This window comes from Mycobacterium neumannii (assembly GCF_002245615.1).
Classification (GTDB): domain Bacteria; phylum Actinomycetota; class Actinomycetes; order Mycobacteriales; family Mycobacteriaceae; genus Mycobacterium; species Mycobacterium neumannii_A.
Genome location: NZ_NKCO01000007.1, coordinates 179,609 through 196,243, shown reverse-complemented (window position 1 = coordinate 196,243; position 16,635 = coordinate 179,609). Strand labels below are relative to the sequence as shown.

Below are 16,635 nucleotides of genomic sequence, written 5' to 3'. Positions count from 1 at the left end.
CAGCCGAAAGGAATCCGTCATGACTGTCAACGGACTGATCGTCGCCACCACACCCGCGGACGCGGAGGCGGCCGAGACGGTGAAGACTCACCACGCTGAGCTGGCCGGACACCTCAAGACGCTGACCGAGGCGATGTTGTCGGCGGCCGAAGGCGGCGCCGGTTTCGAAGCGGCGCGCGCCGCGGCCACCGAATTTCTGACCGACGAGTTGCTACCGCACGCCGCAGCCGAGGAGGCCCGGCTGTATCCGGCCGCCGCCCACACCGACCGGGCCCGGCCGCTGATCGAGTCGATGATCGCCGCGCACCGAGTCATCGGCGGTCTGGTGGACCACGTCCGCACCGAACAGTCTCCCCTGCGTGCCGCGGCGGCCGGGCACGCGCTGCGGGTCGTGTTCGAGGCCCACCTCATCGACGAGAACGACCGGATCCTGCCGATCGTCGCCTCCGACCCGGAAATCTCGCTCGCAGACTCCCTCGACGGAATGCACGAACTGATCGGCGGGCACCACCATGCCGAGGGCGGCCACAGCTGCGGTTGCGGAGCCGACGCCGAGGAGCCCGTGCTCGACGTGCGCGAGGTGCCGCACTCGATCCGGCACGCCACGGTGTTCGGCGCGTTCGACGCGGTTCCGGTCGGGAGCGCGTTGGTGCTCGTGGCTCCCCACGACCCGGTGCCGCTGCTGCGCCAACTGCACGACCGCACCTCGGGCCGGATCTCGGTGGACTACCTCGAACGCGGGCCGGAGGCCTGGAAGCTGCGCCTTACCCGGCACTGACGCGTCGCGAGGGTGTTAATGTCCGGCGCGTGACATCCGTACTCGCCATTCCACGGGGGCCTAAAGATGTAACGCCCGCGTGGCTCGGATCAGTGCTGAGAACCGACGTCGACACGGTCGAGGTCACGCCGATCGGAACGGGCCAGACCGGCGCCACGTACCGAGTGTCGGCGACATACGGCGCGGACACCGACCTGCCCGCCTCGTTCGCGATCAAGCTGTCCGCGCAGGACGACGCGGTGCGGGAGCGGGTTGCGCTGGGATACCGATCCGAGGTCGAGTTCTACTCGCTGATCGCCGACCGGATGCGAATTCCCGTCCCGCGCAGTTTCCATCAGGACATCTCCGACGACGGCACCGACGTCGTCCTCCTGCTCTCGGATATGGCGCCCGCGGTGCAGGGCGACCAGATCGCCGGGTGCAGCCCAACCGAGGCGCGGCTGGCCGTCGAAGCGCTGGCCGGGCTGCACGGCCCGAGTTGGTGCGCGCCCGAATGGATGGACCTGTCCGCCATCGTCATGCCGAAACCCGGTGACGACGAAGCCGCCAAGGACATGGGCGATGTCTGCAAGATGGCCGCCGACATCGTCATCGACCGCCTCGGATCGTCGATCAGCCCCGAGGATCAGGAAACACTGTCCGCGGCAATGGCTTCGGTCACCGACTGGCTGAAGGCCGAACCGGACCGCTACGCACTCATGCATGGCGACTACCGGCTCGACAACATGTTGTTCGATCCCGACCACACCCGCATCACGGTGGTCGACTGGCAGACCATCGGCATCGGGCTACCGACGCGCGACCTCGCGTACTTCACCGCAACCAGCCTCGAACCGGCGGTGCGCGCGCAGATCGAGCGTGACCTCGTCGAGCGCTACCACCGTGCGCTGATCGGTTACGGCGTCGGTGATTACAATCTCGCCACCTGCTGGAACGACTACCGTCTTGGCGTCGTGCAGGCGCCGCTGCTCGTGGCGCTCGGTACAGCGTTCGCGACGTCGACCGAGCGAGGCGACGAGATGATGCTGGCGATGTTGAGCCGCGGCTGCCGGGCGATCCGCGAACTGGAGACCATGGAGCTCATCGCATCGTATCGGTAGGCCGACCGGTGAAGTAGGAAGTCGGTGCCCGCAGGCCGCGGATGATCGAGGCGGTTGCTGCTCCCAGCTTGCTCGACCGTGGCACTGCAGAATCCCCTGACTTCTTCTGGTATCTGAAGGATCCGGCGGGCAACTTCTCGGAGTACTACTCCTACATGGATACCGTTCCGGAAGACGAACTGTGGAGCCCAGAGGTGCTTCACGGCCTGCGGGGGCTCTACGCCTGGGGGCCGCCCCCTCCACCGTCGTTCCTCGAACCCGACGACCTCGCAGCCCTGATGATCGGTGCCCACTCTGCTGCGAGGCAGTGAGCCACCGCGCAAGAGCCCTGCAGTCAGTCGCTCGTCGGCGCCTTCCGAATCGCCGTGACCCATTCGACCGCCTCATCCGCCGTGGCGACGCTGGTCACCCCCGCGGGCAGCGGTGGCCGGTCCACCATCACCACCGCGACCCCCAGCGCGGCGGCGGCGTCCAGCTTGGGCCGCGTCATCGACCCGCCGCTGTTCTTGGTGACCAGCGCGTCGATGCGATGCTCACGCAGCAGCGCCAGCTCCTCGTCGTAGCGGTACGGCCCGCGCGACAGCAGGACCTGATGCCGCGACGGCAGGTCCCCGACATCGGGTGGGGTGACGGCACGGATAAGGAACCACGCGTCGACGCTCCCGAACGCCGCGGCGCCGGATCGCCCGGTGGTCAGAAAGACCCGCTGAAACCCCTCGGCGGCAACGACCTTCGCGGCCTCGCGATCGTCATTGACGACGATCGCGTCACCGGCCGGCCAGGCGGGTCGCGCCACCACCAGGTGCGGCAACTCCAGTTCGGCGCAGACGGCGGCGGCGTGGGCGGTCATCGTGGCGGCGTACGGGTGCGTGGCGTCCACGACGGCGTCGACCTGTTCGCCGCGCAGCCACTGCCGCAGGCCCTCGACGCCACCGAACCCGCCGATGCGCACGTCGCCGACCGGCAGCGCGGGGTCGGGCACCCGTCCGGCGAGGGAGCTGATCACCTCGACGTCGGGGTGCAGCCGCGCGGCGAGTGCACGCGCCTCCGATGTGCCGCCCAACAACAGGATTCGCATCAGTGTCGTCCCCGCCGTATCCGCCCCGACGAGTACAGGTAGCTGTCGGCGAACCCCTCGGCCGTCAGCACGTCGCCGACGACGATGACCGCGGTGCGGGTGATGCCCGCCGCCTTCGTCTGCTCCGCGAGATTCTCGAGCCTGCAGCGCACCACCTGCTGCTGGGGCCACGACGCGAACGCGACCACCGCACAGGGCGTTTCGGGCCGGTAACCACCGGCCAGCAGGTCCGCGGCGATCGTATCGATCTGCGCGGCCGCCAGGTGCAACACCAGTGTGGCGCCCGGCGCCGATAGTGTCTGCAGGTCCTCCCCCGGCGGCATCGCAGTCGACAGGGTGGCCACCCGGGTCAGTGTGACCGTCTGCGCGACACCGGGAACCGTGAGCTCGCGGCCCAGTGCGGCCGCAGCCGCGGCGAATGCCGGTACACCGGGCACGATTTCGTAGTCGATGTCGATTTCGTCGAGGCGGCGGCACTGTTCGGCCAGGGCACTGTAGATCGAGGGATCGCCGGAGTGCAGCCGCGCCACATCGAGATTCGCGGCGTGGGCGTCGGCGAGTTCGGTGATGATCTGGTCGAGTGTCAACGGCCCGGTGTCGACGACGCGCGCGTTCGGCGGGCACAGCGCGAGCAGATCCTCGGGCATGATCGAGCCGGCATAGAGGCAGACCGGGCAGCGCTGCAGCAGTCGCTGTCCCCGAACGGTGATCAGGTCGGCAGCACCGGGGCCGGCGCCGATGAAGTAGACGGTCATCGTTTGGTCACCGTCCACTGGGTGATGGGCATGGCAGGGCGCCAGCCGGTGAAGCCGCCGAGCGGCTCTCCGCGGTGGTACTCGAAGCGCCGCAGCTCCCCGCCGCGACGTGAATACCACTGAGCAACAAGAGATTCGGATTCGACCGTGACGGCGTTCGCGACGAGCCTGCCGCCGGACGGCAACCGCTCGAAGCACGCCTCCAACAGGCCGGGTTGGGTGATGCCGCCGCCGATGAAGACGGCGTCGGGCGCCGGTACGGAGTCGAAAGAACCGGGCGCATTGCCCTGCACCTCGACGCGCGCACCGAACGCAACGCTGTTCTCGGTGATGCGTTTGCGGCGTTGCTCGTCGCGTTCGAACGCCACCGCGCGGCAACCCGGCCCGCTACGACACCATTCGATCGCGATGCTGCCCGATCCGGCTCCGACGTCCCAGAGCATTTCGCCGGGCCGCGGCGCCAGGGCGGCCAGCGTCACCGCGCGCACCGGTTGTTTGGTGATCTGACCGTCGTTGGCGAACATGTCGTCGGGCAGCACCCCGAGCCGCCGCTCGTCGGGCAGGTAGCGCACCGCGACCACGTTGAGGTCGTCGACGTCACCGGGAGGCCGCGCCGCCCATTCCCGTGCTGTGGCGGTCCGGCGCCGCTCGGCTGGTCCGCCCAGTTGCTCGAGCACGCTGACCTCGGAATCGCCGCGGCCGGTGTCGGTCAGCAGACGCGCCAACGCCGCGGGAGTGGAACGGTCGCGCGACATCACGACCGCCTGCCCGCCGCGGCGCACCGCGATGTGCGGGTCAGCCGACACCAGGCTGATGACCTCGGTGTCCTGCACCGCCCAGCCCACCCGCGAGCAGGCCAGGGTCACCGACGACACGTGCGGCAGCACCGCCACCCGGTGCGCGCCGTACAGCCGGATCAGCGAGTTGCCGACGCCATGCAGCAGCGGGTCGCCGCTGGCCACCACGTGCACGTCGCCCTCGGCCCCGTCGAGCAGCGTGCGCAGGGCGGGCAGCATCGGTGACGGCCACTCCCGCCGCGGCGCGGTGACGGTGTCGTCGAGTAGCTCCAGTTGGCGCCGCGAGCCGCAAATCACGATGGCTCTTGCGAGTTCGGCCTTTGCGACCGGCGACAGTCCGGGCATTCCGTCGGCGCCGATGCCGACGACGACGATCACCGCGGTAACCTCCGCCACACGAACCGCGGCGTCATCCGGAACGCCGCCGCCAGCACGGCCAGCGGCGCGGGTACCCACACCGTGGCGCGGCCCTTACGCAGCGCACGCACGGTGGCGTCGGCGACCCGCCCGGGCGTGCTGGACAGCGGCGCCGGTGCCATGCCCTCGGTCATCCGCCCGATCACGAAACCCGGCCGAACCACGAGCAGGTGCACCCCCGAGCCGTGCAGGGCGTCGGCGAGCCCGCTGCAGAACCCGTCCAGCCCCGCCTTCGCGGACCCGTAGACGTAGTTGGCGCGTCGCACCCGGACGCCGGCCACCGACGAGAACGCGACAATGGCCCCGGCGCCCGCGCCGCGCATCGTCGCGGCCAGCACGGTCAACAGGCTGACCTGGGCGACGAAGTCGGTGTGCACGATCGCCGCGGCGTGCGCGGGATCCTTCTCCGCCAGGGCCTGATCGCCGAGGATGCCGAAGGCGAGCACCGCGGTGTCGACCGGGCCGTGTTCGGCGACGATGGAGTCGACGAGCGGTCCGTGGGAGTCCAGGTCGTCGGCGTCGAACTCGCGCACGTGCACGGTGACGGCGCCGGCCGCGCGGACGGCGGACACCTCCGCGGCCAGCTCGTTGGAGCGGCGCGCCGCCAGCAGCACCACCGCTCCGGGTGCCAGGCGCGTGGCCACCTCGAGGCCGATCTCGCTGCGCCCGCCGAAGACCACGACCAAGGGCGGACGAGAGTCAGCCGTGTCTGTCATGGCTGCGATTATGTCCTGCGCTACGGTGAAGCCCGATGGCCCAGTCCAGCCGCCGGGCGACCACCCGGCTCACCACCGACGCGCTCGCGTTCTTGTCCGAGCGTCATCTCGCCATGCTGACGACCCTGCGTTCGGACAACTCGCCGCATGTCGTCGCCGTCGGTTTCACCTTCGACCCGGCGACCCACATCGCCCGCGTCATCACCAGCGGCGGGTCCCAGAAGGCCGTGAACGCCGAGCGCCAAGGCGTCGCGGTGCTGAGCCAGGTCGACGGTGCGCGGTGGTTGTCGCTCGAGGGCAAGGCCAAGGTCAACACCGATCCCGACGCCGTCCGCGACGCCGAATTGCGCTACGCACAGCGCTACCGCACGCCGCGGGTCAACCCGAAACGCGTTGTGATCGAGGTCCGTGTCGAGCGGGTGCTGGGCTCCTCGGACCTGCTGGACCGGGTCGCCGACTAAACCGCGGCTCAGCCGACGGGCACGACCACCAACTCGTGCGGCCGGTTGTTCACCGGCTCCGCGCCGTCGGCGGTGACGACCACGATGTCCTCGATGCGCGCGCCCCACTCGCCGGGAAAGTAGATGCCCGGCTCGACGGAGAACGCCATGCCCTCCTCGAGGGTCAGCGTGTTGCCGGCGACGATGTAGGGCTCCTCGTGCACCGACAGTCCGATGCCGTGGCCGGTGCGGTGCACGAACGCGTCGGCCAGGCCCTCGGCGGCCAGCACGTCGCGGGCGGCGGCGTCGACCTGTTCGGCGGTGACGCCGGGCCGGACCGCATCGACCGCGGCGCGCTGGGCGCGCTGCAGCACCGCGTAGCGACGGGCGATGTCGGCGTCCGGTTCGCCGATGCTGTAGGTCCGGGTGGAATCGGAGTTGTAGCCGGGCTCGTACGGTCCGCCGATGTCGACGACCACGATGTCACCGGCGAGCAGTTCGCGGTCCGAACACTCGTGGTGCGGGTCGGCACCGTGCGGCCCTGAACCGACGATGATGAATGCGACCTCCGAATGTCCCTCGGCGACAATGGCTTCGGCGATATCGGCGGCGACGTCGGCTTCAGTGCGGCCGGGCACCAGGAAGTCGGGCACCCTGGCGTGCACCCGGTCGATGGCCGCACCCGCCTTGCGCAGCGCGTCGATCTCGGCCGGATCCTTGATCATCCGCAGCCGGCGCAGCACGTCGGTGGCCAGCACCGGCACCGCGCCGAGGACCTCGGCGAGAGGAAGCAGGTGCAGGGCGGGCATGGAATCGGTCACGGCGCTCTTCACCGTCCCCCCGCCGAGCGCCTCGCCCACGAGCGCGTACGGGTCGTCACCGTCGACCCAGTCGCGCACCGTCAAGCCGAGTTCAGGCACCGCCGACTCCTTGAGCGCCGCCAACTCCAGCCGGGGCACCACGATGGTCGCCTCGCCGTCAGCCGGCAGCACCAGCGCGGTGAGCCGCTCAAAGGTCTGCGCGCGCGAACCGACCAGATAGCGCAGGTCGTAGCCCGGCGTGATGACCAGGCCCGCCAGGCCGGCATCGGCGGCGGCCGACGCGGCGGCACGCAGCCGGGAGGCGTAGACATCGGTGCTGAATCGGTTGGCCGTCATGGGATTCAGGCTAATCCGCGCCCGCATCGGTGGCGACCGCGCTCGTCGGTCGCGCTACTGTCAGTGACCGTGGCCGCTCCCCTCGTCCTGCTCGACGGCGCCAGCATGTGGTTTCGCTCCTACTTCGGGGTGCCCAACTCGATCACCGCGCCCGACGGCCGCCCCGTGAACGCGCTGCGCGGCTTCCTGGACGCGATGGCCACGGTGATCACCCGGGAGCGCCCCGGCCGGCTCGTGGTGTGCCGCGACGACGACTGGCGACCGCAATGGCGCGTCGACCTCATTCCGTCCTACAAGGCGCACCGCGTGCTCGAGGAGAACCCCGAGGGCGAGCCCGACGTCGAGGAGGTGCCCGACGAGCTCACCCCGCAGGTGGACATGATCTTCGAGATCCTCGACGCGTTCGGCATCCCGACCGCGGGCGCTGCGGAGTGCGAAGCCGACGACGTGCTGGGCACGCTGGCCGCGCGTGAGAAGCGCGATCCCGTCGTGGTGGTCAGCGGCGATCGCGACCTGCTGCAGTTGGTGCGCGACGAACCGGTCTCCGTGCGGGTGCTCTACCTGGGCCGCGGCCTGGCCAAGGCCACCAAATGGGGTCCGAAGGAAGTGGCCGAGACGTACGGGGTTCCGGTGGATAGGGCGGGCCCGGCGTACGCCGAACTGGCACTGCTGCGCGGCGATCCGAGCGACGGCCTGCCCGGCGTGCCCGGTATCGGAGAGAAGACAGCCGCAACGCTGCTGGCACAGCACGGCTCGCTGGAGAACATCCTCGCCGCGGCCAACGACCCGAAGTCGAAGATGAGCAAGGCGTACCGAACCAAGCTGCTCAAGGCCGCCGACTACATCGAGGCGGCGGCCCCGGTGGTCAAGGTGGCCACCGACGCCGACCTGGACTGGTCGACCCCGAGCGACACGCTGCCGCTGTCCGCCGAGCATCCCCGCAAGGTCGTCACACTCGCCGAAACCTACGGCGTCACGTCATCGATCGGGCGGCTGCAGAAGGCCCTCGACGGGCTCGACGGCTAGCGACGACCAGGGTTACTTGGGCCTGCCGACCTCGTAGGTGCCCTCGTCGTCCTGGAAGGTCACCGTCACCTGGCGCTTGGTGCCGTCGATGCTGACCTCGCAGTTGAAGGTGCCGCCCTTCTCGACGGTCGGATTCTGGCCGTCATTGCACTTGACGTCCTTGACGTTGGTGGCGCCGTACCCGTTGGCCTCGTCGGTGAGAATCTGCTGCACCCCGGACTGCGCGGCGTCGATGTCGAGCTTGGTGGTGACGAAGAAACCCGGCTTCCAGAAGCCCAGCACCAGCACGACCGCGACGATGACCGCCGCCAGCAGGCCGATCACGCCGCCGATCACGGCCAGCGAGCGCTTCGAACCATCCTCCGAACCCGGTTGGCCGTACTGCGGGTACTGGCCGAACTGACCCGGCTGCTGGCCGTACTGGCCCGGTTGCTGTCCGTACTGGCCGGTCTGGTCAGCGTACTGGCCGGGTTGCTGCTGGTAGCCCGGCTGACCGGGCTGCGCGTATGGCTGCCCGTAGTGCGGTTGGCCGTACTGCCCCGGCTGTTGATACGCCTGCGGGGTGTACTCGCTGGGCTGCTGTCCGTACTGTTCGCCACCCGGGTACTGCTGCGGCGGCTGATACGCCGGCTGCTGGTACTGCGGGTACTGCTGCTGGCCCTGCGACGGGTCGTAGGCAGGCGGCTGCCAGCTGGGCGCCGCCTGGGTCGCGTCGCCGCCCTGGGGCTGCCACGGCTGGTTGGCCGATGGATCGCTGGACGGCTGGTCCGAAGGCTGTTCCGGCTGCTGGCCTGGCCACGACTGCGTCGGATCAGATCCCTGCGGTCCGCTCATATCACTCCTTGTTCACCCGCGGCCGAGCCGCGGATACCTCGGCGTCTTGCCCCCGACACATTACCCCGCATCAACAGCGACGACGCCGCGTCGAACGTCGTTTATCGCGCGTTTCGCGGCGCTCCGCAACGCGGCGCTGGGTGCGGCGTTGCGCACCTGGTCGAGCAGGTCGAGGACCTGTCGGCACCACCGGACGAAATCACCCGCCGACAGCGGTGATCCGCTGCCTGTGGCATCCGAGGCGGCCAGGGCGCTGGTCAGGTCGCCGGTGGTGGCCCACCGGAAAATCGCGGCGACGAACCCGTCGTCGGGTTCGCGGCTGCCGGTGATGCGGTGGCGCTGTTCGTCGGCGCGCAACTCGGTCCACAGCCGCTGCGTCTGGTTGAGGGCGCGACGCAGTCTGCCGGTCGGGATGTCGGAGCCTTCGCGAGCGCCCGGCGTGTCACCGCGCGCTTCGTAGAGCACCGCGGACACGACGCCCGCCAGCTCGGCGGCGTCGAGTCCCTCCCAGATGCCGGTGCGCAGCGCCTCGGCCACCAGCAGGTCACTTTCGCTGTAGATGCGGGCCAGCAGGCGGCCGTCGTCGGTCACCTTGGGGTCGTCCGCGGCGCCGCTGATGAATCCGCGCTCGGTCAGCAGCACCACGATCCGGTCGAACGTGCGCGCCAGCGAGTTGGTCGCCGCGGCCACCTTCTGCCGGATCTGGTCGTTGTCGCGTTCGATGCGCAGGTACCGCTCGGCCAGCCGCGCCTTCTCCTCCCGGTCTGGACGGTGGTGAACCGGGTGCGCGCGCAATTGCTCGCGCAGCGCGACCAATTCGGGGTCGATGTCGCGTTCGGCCGCGGCGCTCCCGCTGCGCTTGCCTTTTCTCGACGGCACGTCGAGGCGTTCGGCCGCCGAGTTGAGCGCCGAGGCGAGGTCGCGCCGGGCTCGCGGGTTGCGGTGCTCGACGCGTTTGGGCAACGGCATGGTGCCCAGCGGGGCAGACGTTCCCGCGTAGTCGGCCGACGAGATCCGCCCCGCCCAGCGGTGTTCGGTCAACACCAGCGGGCGCGGATCCTCGTCATCGCGGGCCGGTTCGAGCACGACGGCCAAGCCTCCGCGGCGACCGTGGGTAATGGTGATGATGTCGCCGCGGCGCAGCGAGGCCAGCGCCTCGTTGGCGGCCCTGCGCCGCTGCAGCCGCGAGGCCCGCGACTGCGCGCGTTCGCGTTCGGAGATCTGCATCCGCAGCCGGACGTAGTCGAGGATCGCCTCGTCGCCCAGTTCGGCGCTGATCTCGGTGAGCATCCGCTCACCGCGCTCGATACCGCGGCGCAACCCCACCACCGAGCGGTCGGCCTGGTACTGCGCGAACGAACTCTCCAGCAGTTTGTGCGCCTGGGCCGGGCCCATCTGCCGGACGAGGTTGATGGTCATGTTGTACGACGGCGCAAACGAACTGCGCAGCGGGAACGTTCGGGTCGACGCCAACCCGGCGACCTCTGCCGGTTCGACATCCGGGGTCCACAGCACCACGGCGTGGCCCTCGACGTCGATGCCGCGGCGGCCCGCCCGCCCGGTCAGCTGCGTGTACTCGCCGGGGGTCAACGGCACGTGCTGTTCGCCGTTGAATTTCACCAGCCGCTCCAGCACCACCGTGCGTGCGGGCATGTTGATTCCCAAAGCCAGTGTCTCGGTGGCGAATACCGCCTTCACGAGCCCGGCGGAGAACAGCTCCTCCACGGTGTGGCGGAACACCGGCAGCATGCCGGCGTGGTGGGCGGCCAGCCCGCGCAGCAGGCCTTCGCGCCACTCGTGATAGTCGAGGACGATCAGGTCGGACTCGGGCAGATCCCCGCAGCGGCGGTCGACGACCTCGGCGATGCGGGCGCGTTCCTCGTCGGTGGTCAGCCGCAGCGACGACCGCAGGCACTGCTTGACGGCGGCGTCGCATCCCGCGCGCGAGAAGATGAAGGTGATTGCGGGCAGTAACTCTTCGCGGTCCAGCGTGGCGATCACCTCGGGCCGCGACGGGGGCCGGTACATAGTCGGCCTGCCCCGGTTGCGGCCGCGACCGCGCGGCTGCCAGTCGGACAGCCGATCCGCTTCGCGCCGATGTGCGATGTGCCGCAACAACTCCGGATCGACGAGTAGCTCCCGGTTGGGTTTCGTGGTGCCGCGGGCCGCCCGGGTGGCGCGGTAGTCGAACAGGTCGAACAGCCGCTTGCCGACCAGGACGTGCTGCCACAGCGGGACCGGACGGTGTTCGTCGACGATGACCGCGGTGTCCCCGCGCACGGTCTGGATCCAGCCGCCGAACTCCTCGGCGTTGCTGACCGTCGCCGACAGGCTCACCAGCCGCACCTCGTCGGGCAGGTGCAGGATGACCTCTTCCCACACCGCGCCGCGCATGCGGTCCGCCAGGAAGTGCACCTCATCCATCACGACATACGAAAGACCGTGCAGCGTCGAGGAATTCGCATAGAGCATGTTGCGAAGAACCTCGGTCGTCATGACCACCACATCGGCGTCACCGTTGACCGACTGATCACCGGTGAGCAGTCCGATCTTCTCCGGGCCGTAACGCAGCACTAGGTCGTTGTGCTTCTGGTTGCTCAACGCCTTGATCGGCGTCGTGTAGAAGCACTTTCCGCCGGCCGCCAGCGCGAGGTGCACGGCGAACTCCCCCACCACCGTCTTGCCCGCGCCGGTGGGTGCGCACACTAGCACACCGTGCCCGATCTCCAGTGCCTCGCAGGATCGGCGTTGAAAGTCGTCGAGTACAAACGTCAACTGTTCGGTGAAACGGGCCAGCTCGCAGCCCAATTCACTAGGTGGCGTCGTCATCGACCACATGTCGTGCGGACGTCGGCACGGTGCTGGACGCTTCGATGGGTTCGGCGGGTTCGATCGGCGCGGCCGCGTCGTCGGAGATGTCTTCGAGCGCGGCCCGACGCGCCTTGCGTCGGTCGTGCAGCCGCGCGATCTGTATCGCGAACTCGAGCAGCACCGTCAGGGCGAGAGCCAGTGCCAGCATCGAGAACGGATCCGATCCCGGGGTGAACAGCGCGGCGAACACGAACAGCGCGAAAATCAGGCCGCGGCGCCACGCTTTGAGCCGCTCATAGGTCAGCACTCCGACCGCGTTGAGCATCACGATCAGCAGCGGGAACTCGAAGCTGAAACCGAACACCAGCAGCAGGTTGATCAAGAAGCCGAAGTACTGATCGCCGGACAGCGCGGTGATCTGCACGTCGCTGCCGACGGTCAGCAAGAAGCCCAGCGCGGTGGCCAACACCACGTAGGCCAGCACCGCCCCCGCCACGAACAGCGTGGCGCCGACGGTGACGAACGCGACCGCGAACCGGCGCTCCTTCTTGTACAGCCCGGGCGTGATGAACGCCCACATCTGATACAGCCACACCGGGCAGGCCAGCACGATGCCCGCGGTCAGCGCGACCTTCAGCCGCAACATGAATTGGTCGAAGGGTGCGGTGGCGAGCAGGCGGCACTCGTCGTCCGGCGCGATCGTCGCCCGCGACGAGGCGGGCAGATCGCAGTACGGGCCGCGCAGCCAGTCCCCGAGGCTGGGCAGCCCGAACACGCCGTTGCTGTACCAGAGGAAGCCCAGGATCGTGGTGAGGACGACGGCGGCCGCCGAGATCAGCAGCCGGGTGCGCAGCTCCTGCAGGTGCTCGACCAGCGACATCGTGCCATCGGGGTTGACCCGCGAGCGCCGTCGGCGAGGATCGAGCTTCTTGAAGAGTCCTGGGGTCTGCACGGCATGCCTACTGACGCGGCAGCGTGGCCGCGATCAATCGATTCTCGGCGTTCAGGCCGGACGTTTGTCCGATGGATGCTCGGGCTCCGGAGCCGCAGCGTTGTCAACGCGCTCCGAGGCGATCGGAGTAGCCGGCGGCGTATCCGACTTGGAATCGGCCTGCATCTCCTTGATCTCCGACTTGAAGATCCGCATCGACTTGCCGAGCGAGCGTGCCGCGTCCGGGAGCTTCTTGGCACCGAAGAGCAGCACGAATACGGCGATAACGATCACCCAGTGCCAGGGTTGTAGACCGCCCATTTAGGTCACCTCCAGACGTCGCGGCCAGTCTACCGTCACTCGGCCTCCGCGCCGTAGGCGCGCAGCGCGGCGTGCGCCGATTCCCGCACCCTCTCGGCCAACTGGGCGGGTTCGAGGACCCGCACCGCCGACCCGAAACCGAGCACGAAGCGGGCCATCCAGTCGTCGGAGGCGTAGGTCATCGCGGCCTCCCAACCGGCGCCGTCGGGCAGTTCCCGGCTGACCCGCAGCGGGTAGTAGTCGAACATCCACGCCGCCGACCGGTCGATCAGCAGAAGTGCTGAGGGCAGGGAGGGGTCCGCGTCGAACAGCGAGGTGTCCGGTTCGGCCTGCACCGCCGGCGGTGGCGGCGACGAGGGCTCGTCGAGCACCTGCGCGTCGACGATGCGGTCGAAACGGAACAGCCGCACCCCCTCGGCGGTGCGGCACCACGCCTCCAGGTAGCTGTGGTCGCCGACCAGCACCACACGGATCGGGTCGACGATGCGGCTGGTCAGCATGTCGTGCGACGCCGAGTAGTACTCGATGGACAAGGCGTGTCCGTCGCGCACCGCCTCCCGCACCGCCGCGGCCGCGTCGCTCTCGATCGGCGCGGGCTCGTCGACCGCGGCACCGTCCTGGCCCACCGTGCCCGCGGCGGACTCGATCTTCGCGATCGCACTGCGCGCAGCCTCCGGGTCCACCATGCCGGGCACCTCGGCCAGCGCGCGCAGGGCCACCAGCACGCCCGTCGCCTCCGGCGATGTCAGCCGCAGCGGGTGGTCGATACCCGCGGTGAACGTCACTTCGATTGTGTCGCCGGAGAACTCGAAGTCGATCAGGTCGCCGGGTCCGTATCCCGGCAGCCCACACATCCACAGCTGGTTCAGGTCTTCGCGCAACTGCTTGACGCTGACGCCGAGATCGGAGGCCGCCTCTGCGTAGGTGATCTTCGGGTTGGCCTGGAAGTACGGCACCATGTTGAGCAGCCGGACCAGGCGCGTCGATACGGCCGTCATGCGCGATCCGCCTTCGCTACTCGCTCGCAAGTCACTGTTGTCCCGCCTGGGCCGTCAACCGAGCCACCACGTCGTCGCGCAACGAGTAGGGCTCGAGTGCCACCGCGTCGGGACCGTAGCTGGCGACCTCGCGGGCCAGCCGGTCGAACATTCCGATGTCGATGGTGATGACCTCTCCCGCGCGGCCGTTGTGTGTCTGCGGAGTCGCCGAGGCGGCCCGTCGCCGCAACGCGGTGCCTTTGCCGTCGGCGATCCACACCCGCGCCTGGCCGCCCGATGGCCACTCGCCCACTGCGCGTTCGACGACTTCGCGTAGGTCGACGCCCTGTGGTCGCTTGACCGCACCGGGCGGTCCGATCGTGGTCACCTCGGCGCCGATGCGGGAGAGCCGGAACGTGCGGGTGGCGTCGCGGTCGCGGTCGTGTCCCACCAGATACCAGCGGCCCCGGTGCGTGATGACGCCCCAGGGTTCCACCGTGCGGGTGGTGTAGGGGTCGCTGCGCGACGGTCGGTGCGGGAACTGCACGGCTTGTCCGGAGTCGATGGCGGACAACAGGATTCCGAGCACCTCCTCGGACCCGCGCAGCCCGGGCAGTGCCGCGGTCGACGTGATCGCCGGTGCGGCCTCCACGGCGTCGATGTCGATGCCCGCCGCGCGCAGTTTCAGCAGCGCACCCTGGGTGGCGGTGATCAGCTCCGGCGATTCCCACAGCTGGGTGGCCACGGCGACGGCGGCCGCCTCGTCGGGGGTCAGTTCGACCGTGGGCAGCGCGTAGGCCTCCCGGTTGATCCGATAGCCCTCGGTCGGGTCGAATTGCGAGACCCGCCCGGTCTCCAGCGGAATGCCCAAGTCGCGCAACTCGTTCTTGTCGCGCTCGAACATGCGGGAGAAGGCTTCATCGCTGGCGCTGTCGGCGTATCCCGAAACCGTCTGGCGGATCCGCTCGGCGGTGATGAAGTTGCGCGTCGACAGGAGTGCGATCACGAGGTTCATCAGCCGTTCGACTTTGGAGATCGCCATTCGACCCAGCTTAGAGCTTGCCGCCCGCCGGCCGAGCGCCTACATGGAGGCGATCAGCCGCTTCACCCGCTCGTCGACCGACCGGAACGGGTCCTTGCACAGCACCGTGCGCTGCGCCTGATCGTTGAGCTTGAGGTGCACCCAGTCGACGGTGAAGTCGCGGCCGGCTTCCTGCGCGGCGCTGATGAACTCGCCGCGCAGTTTTGCCCTGGTGGTCTGCGGCGGCGTGTTGACGGCCGCCTCGATGTCCTCGTCGGTGGTGATCCGCGCGGCCAGTCCCTTGCGCTGCAGCAGATCGAACACCCCGCGGCCGCGCTTGATGTCGTGATAGGCGAGGTCGAGTTGGCTGATCTTCGGGTCGGACAGCTCCATGTTGTAGCGGTCCTGATAGCGCTGGAACAGCTTTCGTTTGATGACCCAGTCGATCTCGGTGTCGACCTTGGCGAAGTCCTGGCTCTCCACGGCGTCGAGTTGGCGTCCCCACAGGTCGACGACCTGCTGGATCTGCGTGTTGGGCTCCCGGCTCTGCAGGTACTCGACGGCGCGGGTGTAGTACTCGCGTTGGATGTCCAGGGCGCTGGCCTGTCGGCCGCCGGCCAGGCGTACCGGGCGCCGGCCGGTCAGGTCGTGGCTGACCTCCCGAATCGCGCGGATCGGGTTGTCCAGCGAGAAGTCGCGGAACGCGATTCCGGCCTCGATCATCTCGAGCACCAGCGACGCCGTGCCCACCTTGAGCATCGTGGTGGCCTCGCACATGTTCGAGTCGCCGACGATGACGTGCAGCCTGCGGTACTTTTCGGCGTCGGCGTGCGGTTCGTCGCGGGTGTTGATGATCGGTCGTGACCGGGTGGTAGCCGACGACACGCCCTCCCAGATGTGCTCGGCGCGCTGGCTCAGGCAGAAGGTCGCGGCCTTGGGAGTTTGCAGCACCTTGCCCGCACCGCAGATCAACTGGCGGGTGACCAGGAACGGCAGCAGCACGTCGGAGATGCGCGAGAATTCTCCGGCCCGCACGATCAGGTAGTTCTCGTGGCAGCCGTAGGAGTTGCCCGCGGAGTCGGTGTTGTTCTTGAACAGGTAGATGTCGCCGCCGATGCCCTCGTCGGCCAACCGCTGTTCGGCGTCGATGAGCAGATCTTCGAGCACCCGCTCGCCCGCCCGGTCGTGGGTGACCAACTGCGTGAGGCTGTCGCACTCGGCGGTGGCGTACTCGGGGTGGCTGCCCACGTCGAGGTAGAGCCGGGCGCCGTTCCGGAGGAATACGTTCGAACTGCGGCCCCACGACACGACTCGCCGGAACAGGTAGCGCGCCACCTCGTCGGGGCTGAGCCGACGATGGCCGTGGAACGTGCAGGTGACACCGAATTCGGTCTCGATGCCCATGATTCGTCGCTGCACCTCATCGAGACTACTTGCTGCTCGCCGGTCGCGGTGGGCAAGCCGCGCCGAAGAAGG

16 protein-coding genes and 1 pseudogene are annotated in these 16,635 nt (G+C 69.1%); 5 read left to right on the top strand and 12 right to left on the bottom strand.

All coding sequences use genetic code 11. The annotated features are described in order from the left end of the window. Positions 1-19: 19 nt before the first annotated feature. The 3 genes and pseudogenes from CEX88_RS11295 to CEX88_RS11285 all read left to right on the top strand — a co-directional run. Positions 20-778, top strand: coding sequence for a DUF2249 domain-containing protein (locus CEX88_RS11295; protein WP_094293551.1), 759 nt, complete (start codon positions 20-22; stop codon positions 776-778). A 92-nt stretch (positions 779-870) separates the two neighbouring features. Beyond that, complete coding sequence (locus tag CEX88_RS11290) at positions 871-1,878, top strand: phosphotransferase family protein (protein ID WP_202931454.1); 1,008 nt, start codon at positions 871-873, stop codon at positions 1,876-1,878. Between the two features lie 98 nt (positions 1,879-1,976). Continuing rightward, positions 1,977-2,189 (top strand): annotated as a pseudogene (locus CEX88_RS11285) (VOC family protein); the annotation flags it as partial. Positions 2,190-2,212: 23 nt separating this feature from the next. On the opposite strand, the gene CEX88_RS11280 reads toward CEX88_RS11285, so the two are convergent. The 4 genes from CEX88_RS11280 to CEX88_RS11265 are packed head-to-tail and all read right to left on the bottom strand — an operon-like array spanning position 2,213 to position 5,641. After that, positions 2,213-2,956 (bottom strand): cobalt-precorrin-6A reductase, encoded by a 744-nt coding sequence (locus CEX88_RS11280; protein ID WP_094293549.1) that lies wholly within the window; start codon positions 2,954-2,956, stop codon positions 2,213-2,215. Next, positions 2,956-3,711 carry a precorrin-4 C(11)-methyltransferase gene (gene cobM, locus CEX88_RS11275; protein ID WP_094293548.1) on the bottom strand — a complete coding sequence of 252 codons (756 nt, stop codon included), beginning with the start codon at positions 3,709-3,711 and terminating at the stop codon, positions 2,956-2,958. Before cobM ends, CEX88_RS11280 begins: the two co-directional genes overlap by 1 nt. Next, on the bottom strand, positions 3,708-4,886 hold the full coding sequence (gene cbiE, locus CEX88_RS11270; RefSeq protein WP_094293586.1) for a precorrin-6y C5,15-methyltransferase (decarboxylating) subunit CbiE: 1,179 nt from the start codon (positions 4,884-4,886) through the stop codon (positions 3,708-3,710). Before cbiE ends, cobM begins: the two co-directional genes overlap by 4 nt. Next, entirely contained in the window at positions 4,883-5,641 is a 759-nt protein-coding gene (locus CEX88_RS11265) for a decaprenylphospho-beta-D-erythro-pentofuranosid-2-ulose 2-reductase (protein ID WP_094293547.1), read from the bottom strand. The genes cbiE and CEX88_RS11265 overlap by 4 nt, the downstream gene beginning before the upstream one ends. 35 nt (positions 5,642-5,676) lie before the next feature. On the opposite strand from CEX88_RS11265, the gene CEX88_RS11260 reads away from it, so the two are divergent. Beyond that, complete coding sequence (locus CEX88_RS11260) at positions 5,677-6,102, top strand: F420-dependent biliverdin reductase (RefSeq protein WP_094293546.1); 426 nt, start codon at positions 5,677-5,679, stop codon at positions 6,100-6,102. An 8-nt stretch (positions 6,103-6,110) separates the two neighbouring features. Here CEX88_RS11260 and CEX88_RS11255 read toward each other — a convergent pair whose 3' ends face one another. Then, complete coding sequence (locus CEX88_RS11255; RefSeq protein WP_094293545.1) at positions 6,111-7,238, bottom strand: M24 family metallopeptidase; 1,128 nt, start codon at positions 7,236-7,238, stop codon at positions 6,111-6,113. Positions 7,239-7,307: 69 nt separating this feature from the next. On the opposite strand from CEX88_RS11255, the gene CEX88_RS11250 reads away from it, so the two are divergent. Further along, a complete protein-coding gene (locus CEX88_RS11250) occupies positions 7,308-8,264 on the top strand; it encodes a 5'-3' exonuclease (protein ID WP_094293585.1) in 957 nt (318 codons plus the stop codon). A 12-nt stretch (positions 8,265-8,276) separates the two neighbouring features. Here CEX88_RS11250 and CEX88_RS11245 read toward each other — a convergent pair whose 3' ends face one another. Genes CEX88_RS11245 through pafA form a run of 7 tightly spaced genes read right to left on the bottom strand, consistent with a single transcriptional unit; the run spans position 8,277 to position 16,578 of the window. Then, positions 8,277-9,098, bottom strand: a complete 822-nt coding sequence (locus tag CEX88_RS11245; protein WP_094293544.1) for a DUF4333 domain-containing protein — start codon at positions 9,096-9,098, stop codon at positions 8,277-8,279. Positions 9,099-9,158: 60 nt separating this feature from the next. Next, positions 9,159-11,927: a DEAD/DEAH box helicase gene (locus CEX88_RS11240; RefSeq protein ID WP_094293543.1), complete on the bottom strand. Its 2,769-nt coding sequence runs from the start codon at positions 11,925-11,927 to the stop codon at positions 9,159-9,161. Then, positions 11,911-12,861: a twin-arginine translocase subunit TatC gene (tatC, locus tag CEX88_RS11235; protein ID WP_094293542.1), complete on the bottom strand. Its 951-nt coding sequence runs from the start codon at positions 12,859-12,861 to the stop codon at positions 11,911-11,913. Before tatC ends, CEX88_RS11240 begins: the two co-directional genes overlap by 17 nt. A 51-nt stretch (positions 12,862-12,912) precedes the next feature. Beyond that, the gene (tatA, locus tag CEX88_RS11230) at positions 12,913-13,161 is read right to left on the bottom strand and encodes a Sec-independent protein translocase subunit TatA (protein ID WP_066842621.1); all 249 of its coding nucleotides are present in this window, start codon (positions 13,159-13,161) and stop codon (positions 12,913-12,915) included. 35 nt (positions 13,162-13,196) lie between these two features. Further along, the gene (locus tag CEX88_RS11225; protein WP_094293541.1) at positions 13,197-14,159 is read right to left on the bottom strand and encodes a helix-turn-helix transcriptional regulator; all 963 of its coding nucleotides are present in this window, start codon (positions 14,157-14,159) and stop codon (positions 13,197-13,199) included. 31 nt (positions 14,160-14,190) lie between these two features. After that, positions 14,191-15,180 (bottom strand): helix-turn-helix transcriptional regulator, encoded by a 990-nt coding sequence (locus tag CEX88_RS11220; RefSeq protein WP_094293540.1) that lies wholly within the window; start codon positions 15,178-15,180, stop codon positions 14,191-14,193. A 39-nt stretch (positions 15,181-15,219) separates the two neighbouring features. Continuing rightward, on the bottom strand, positions 15,220-16,578 hold the full coding sequence (pafA, locus tag CEX88_RS11215; RefSeq protein ID WP_094293539.1) for a Pup--protein ligase: 1,359 nt from the start codon (positions 16,576-16,578) through the stop codon (positions 15,220-15,222). Positions 16,579-16,635: the final 57 nt, after the last annotated feature.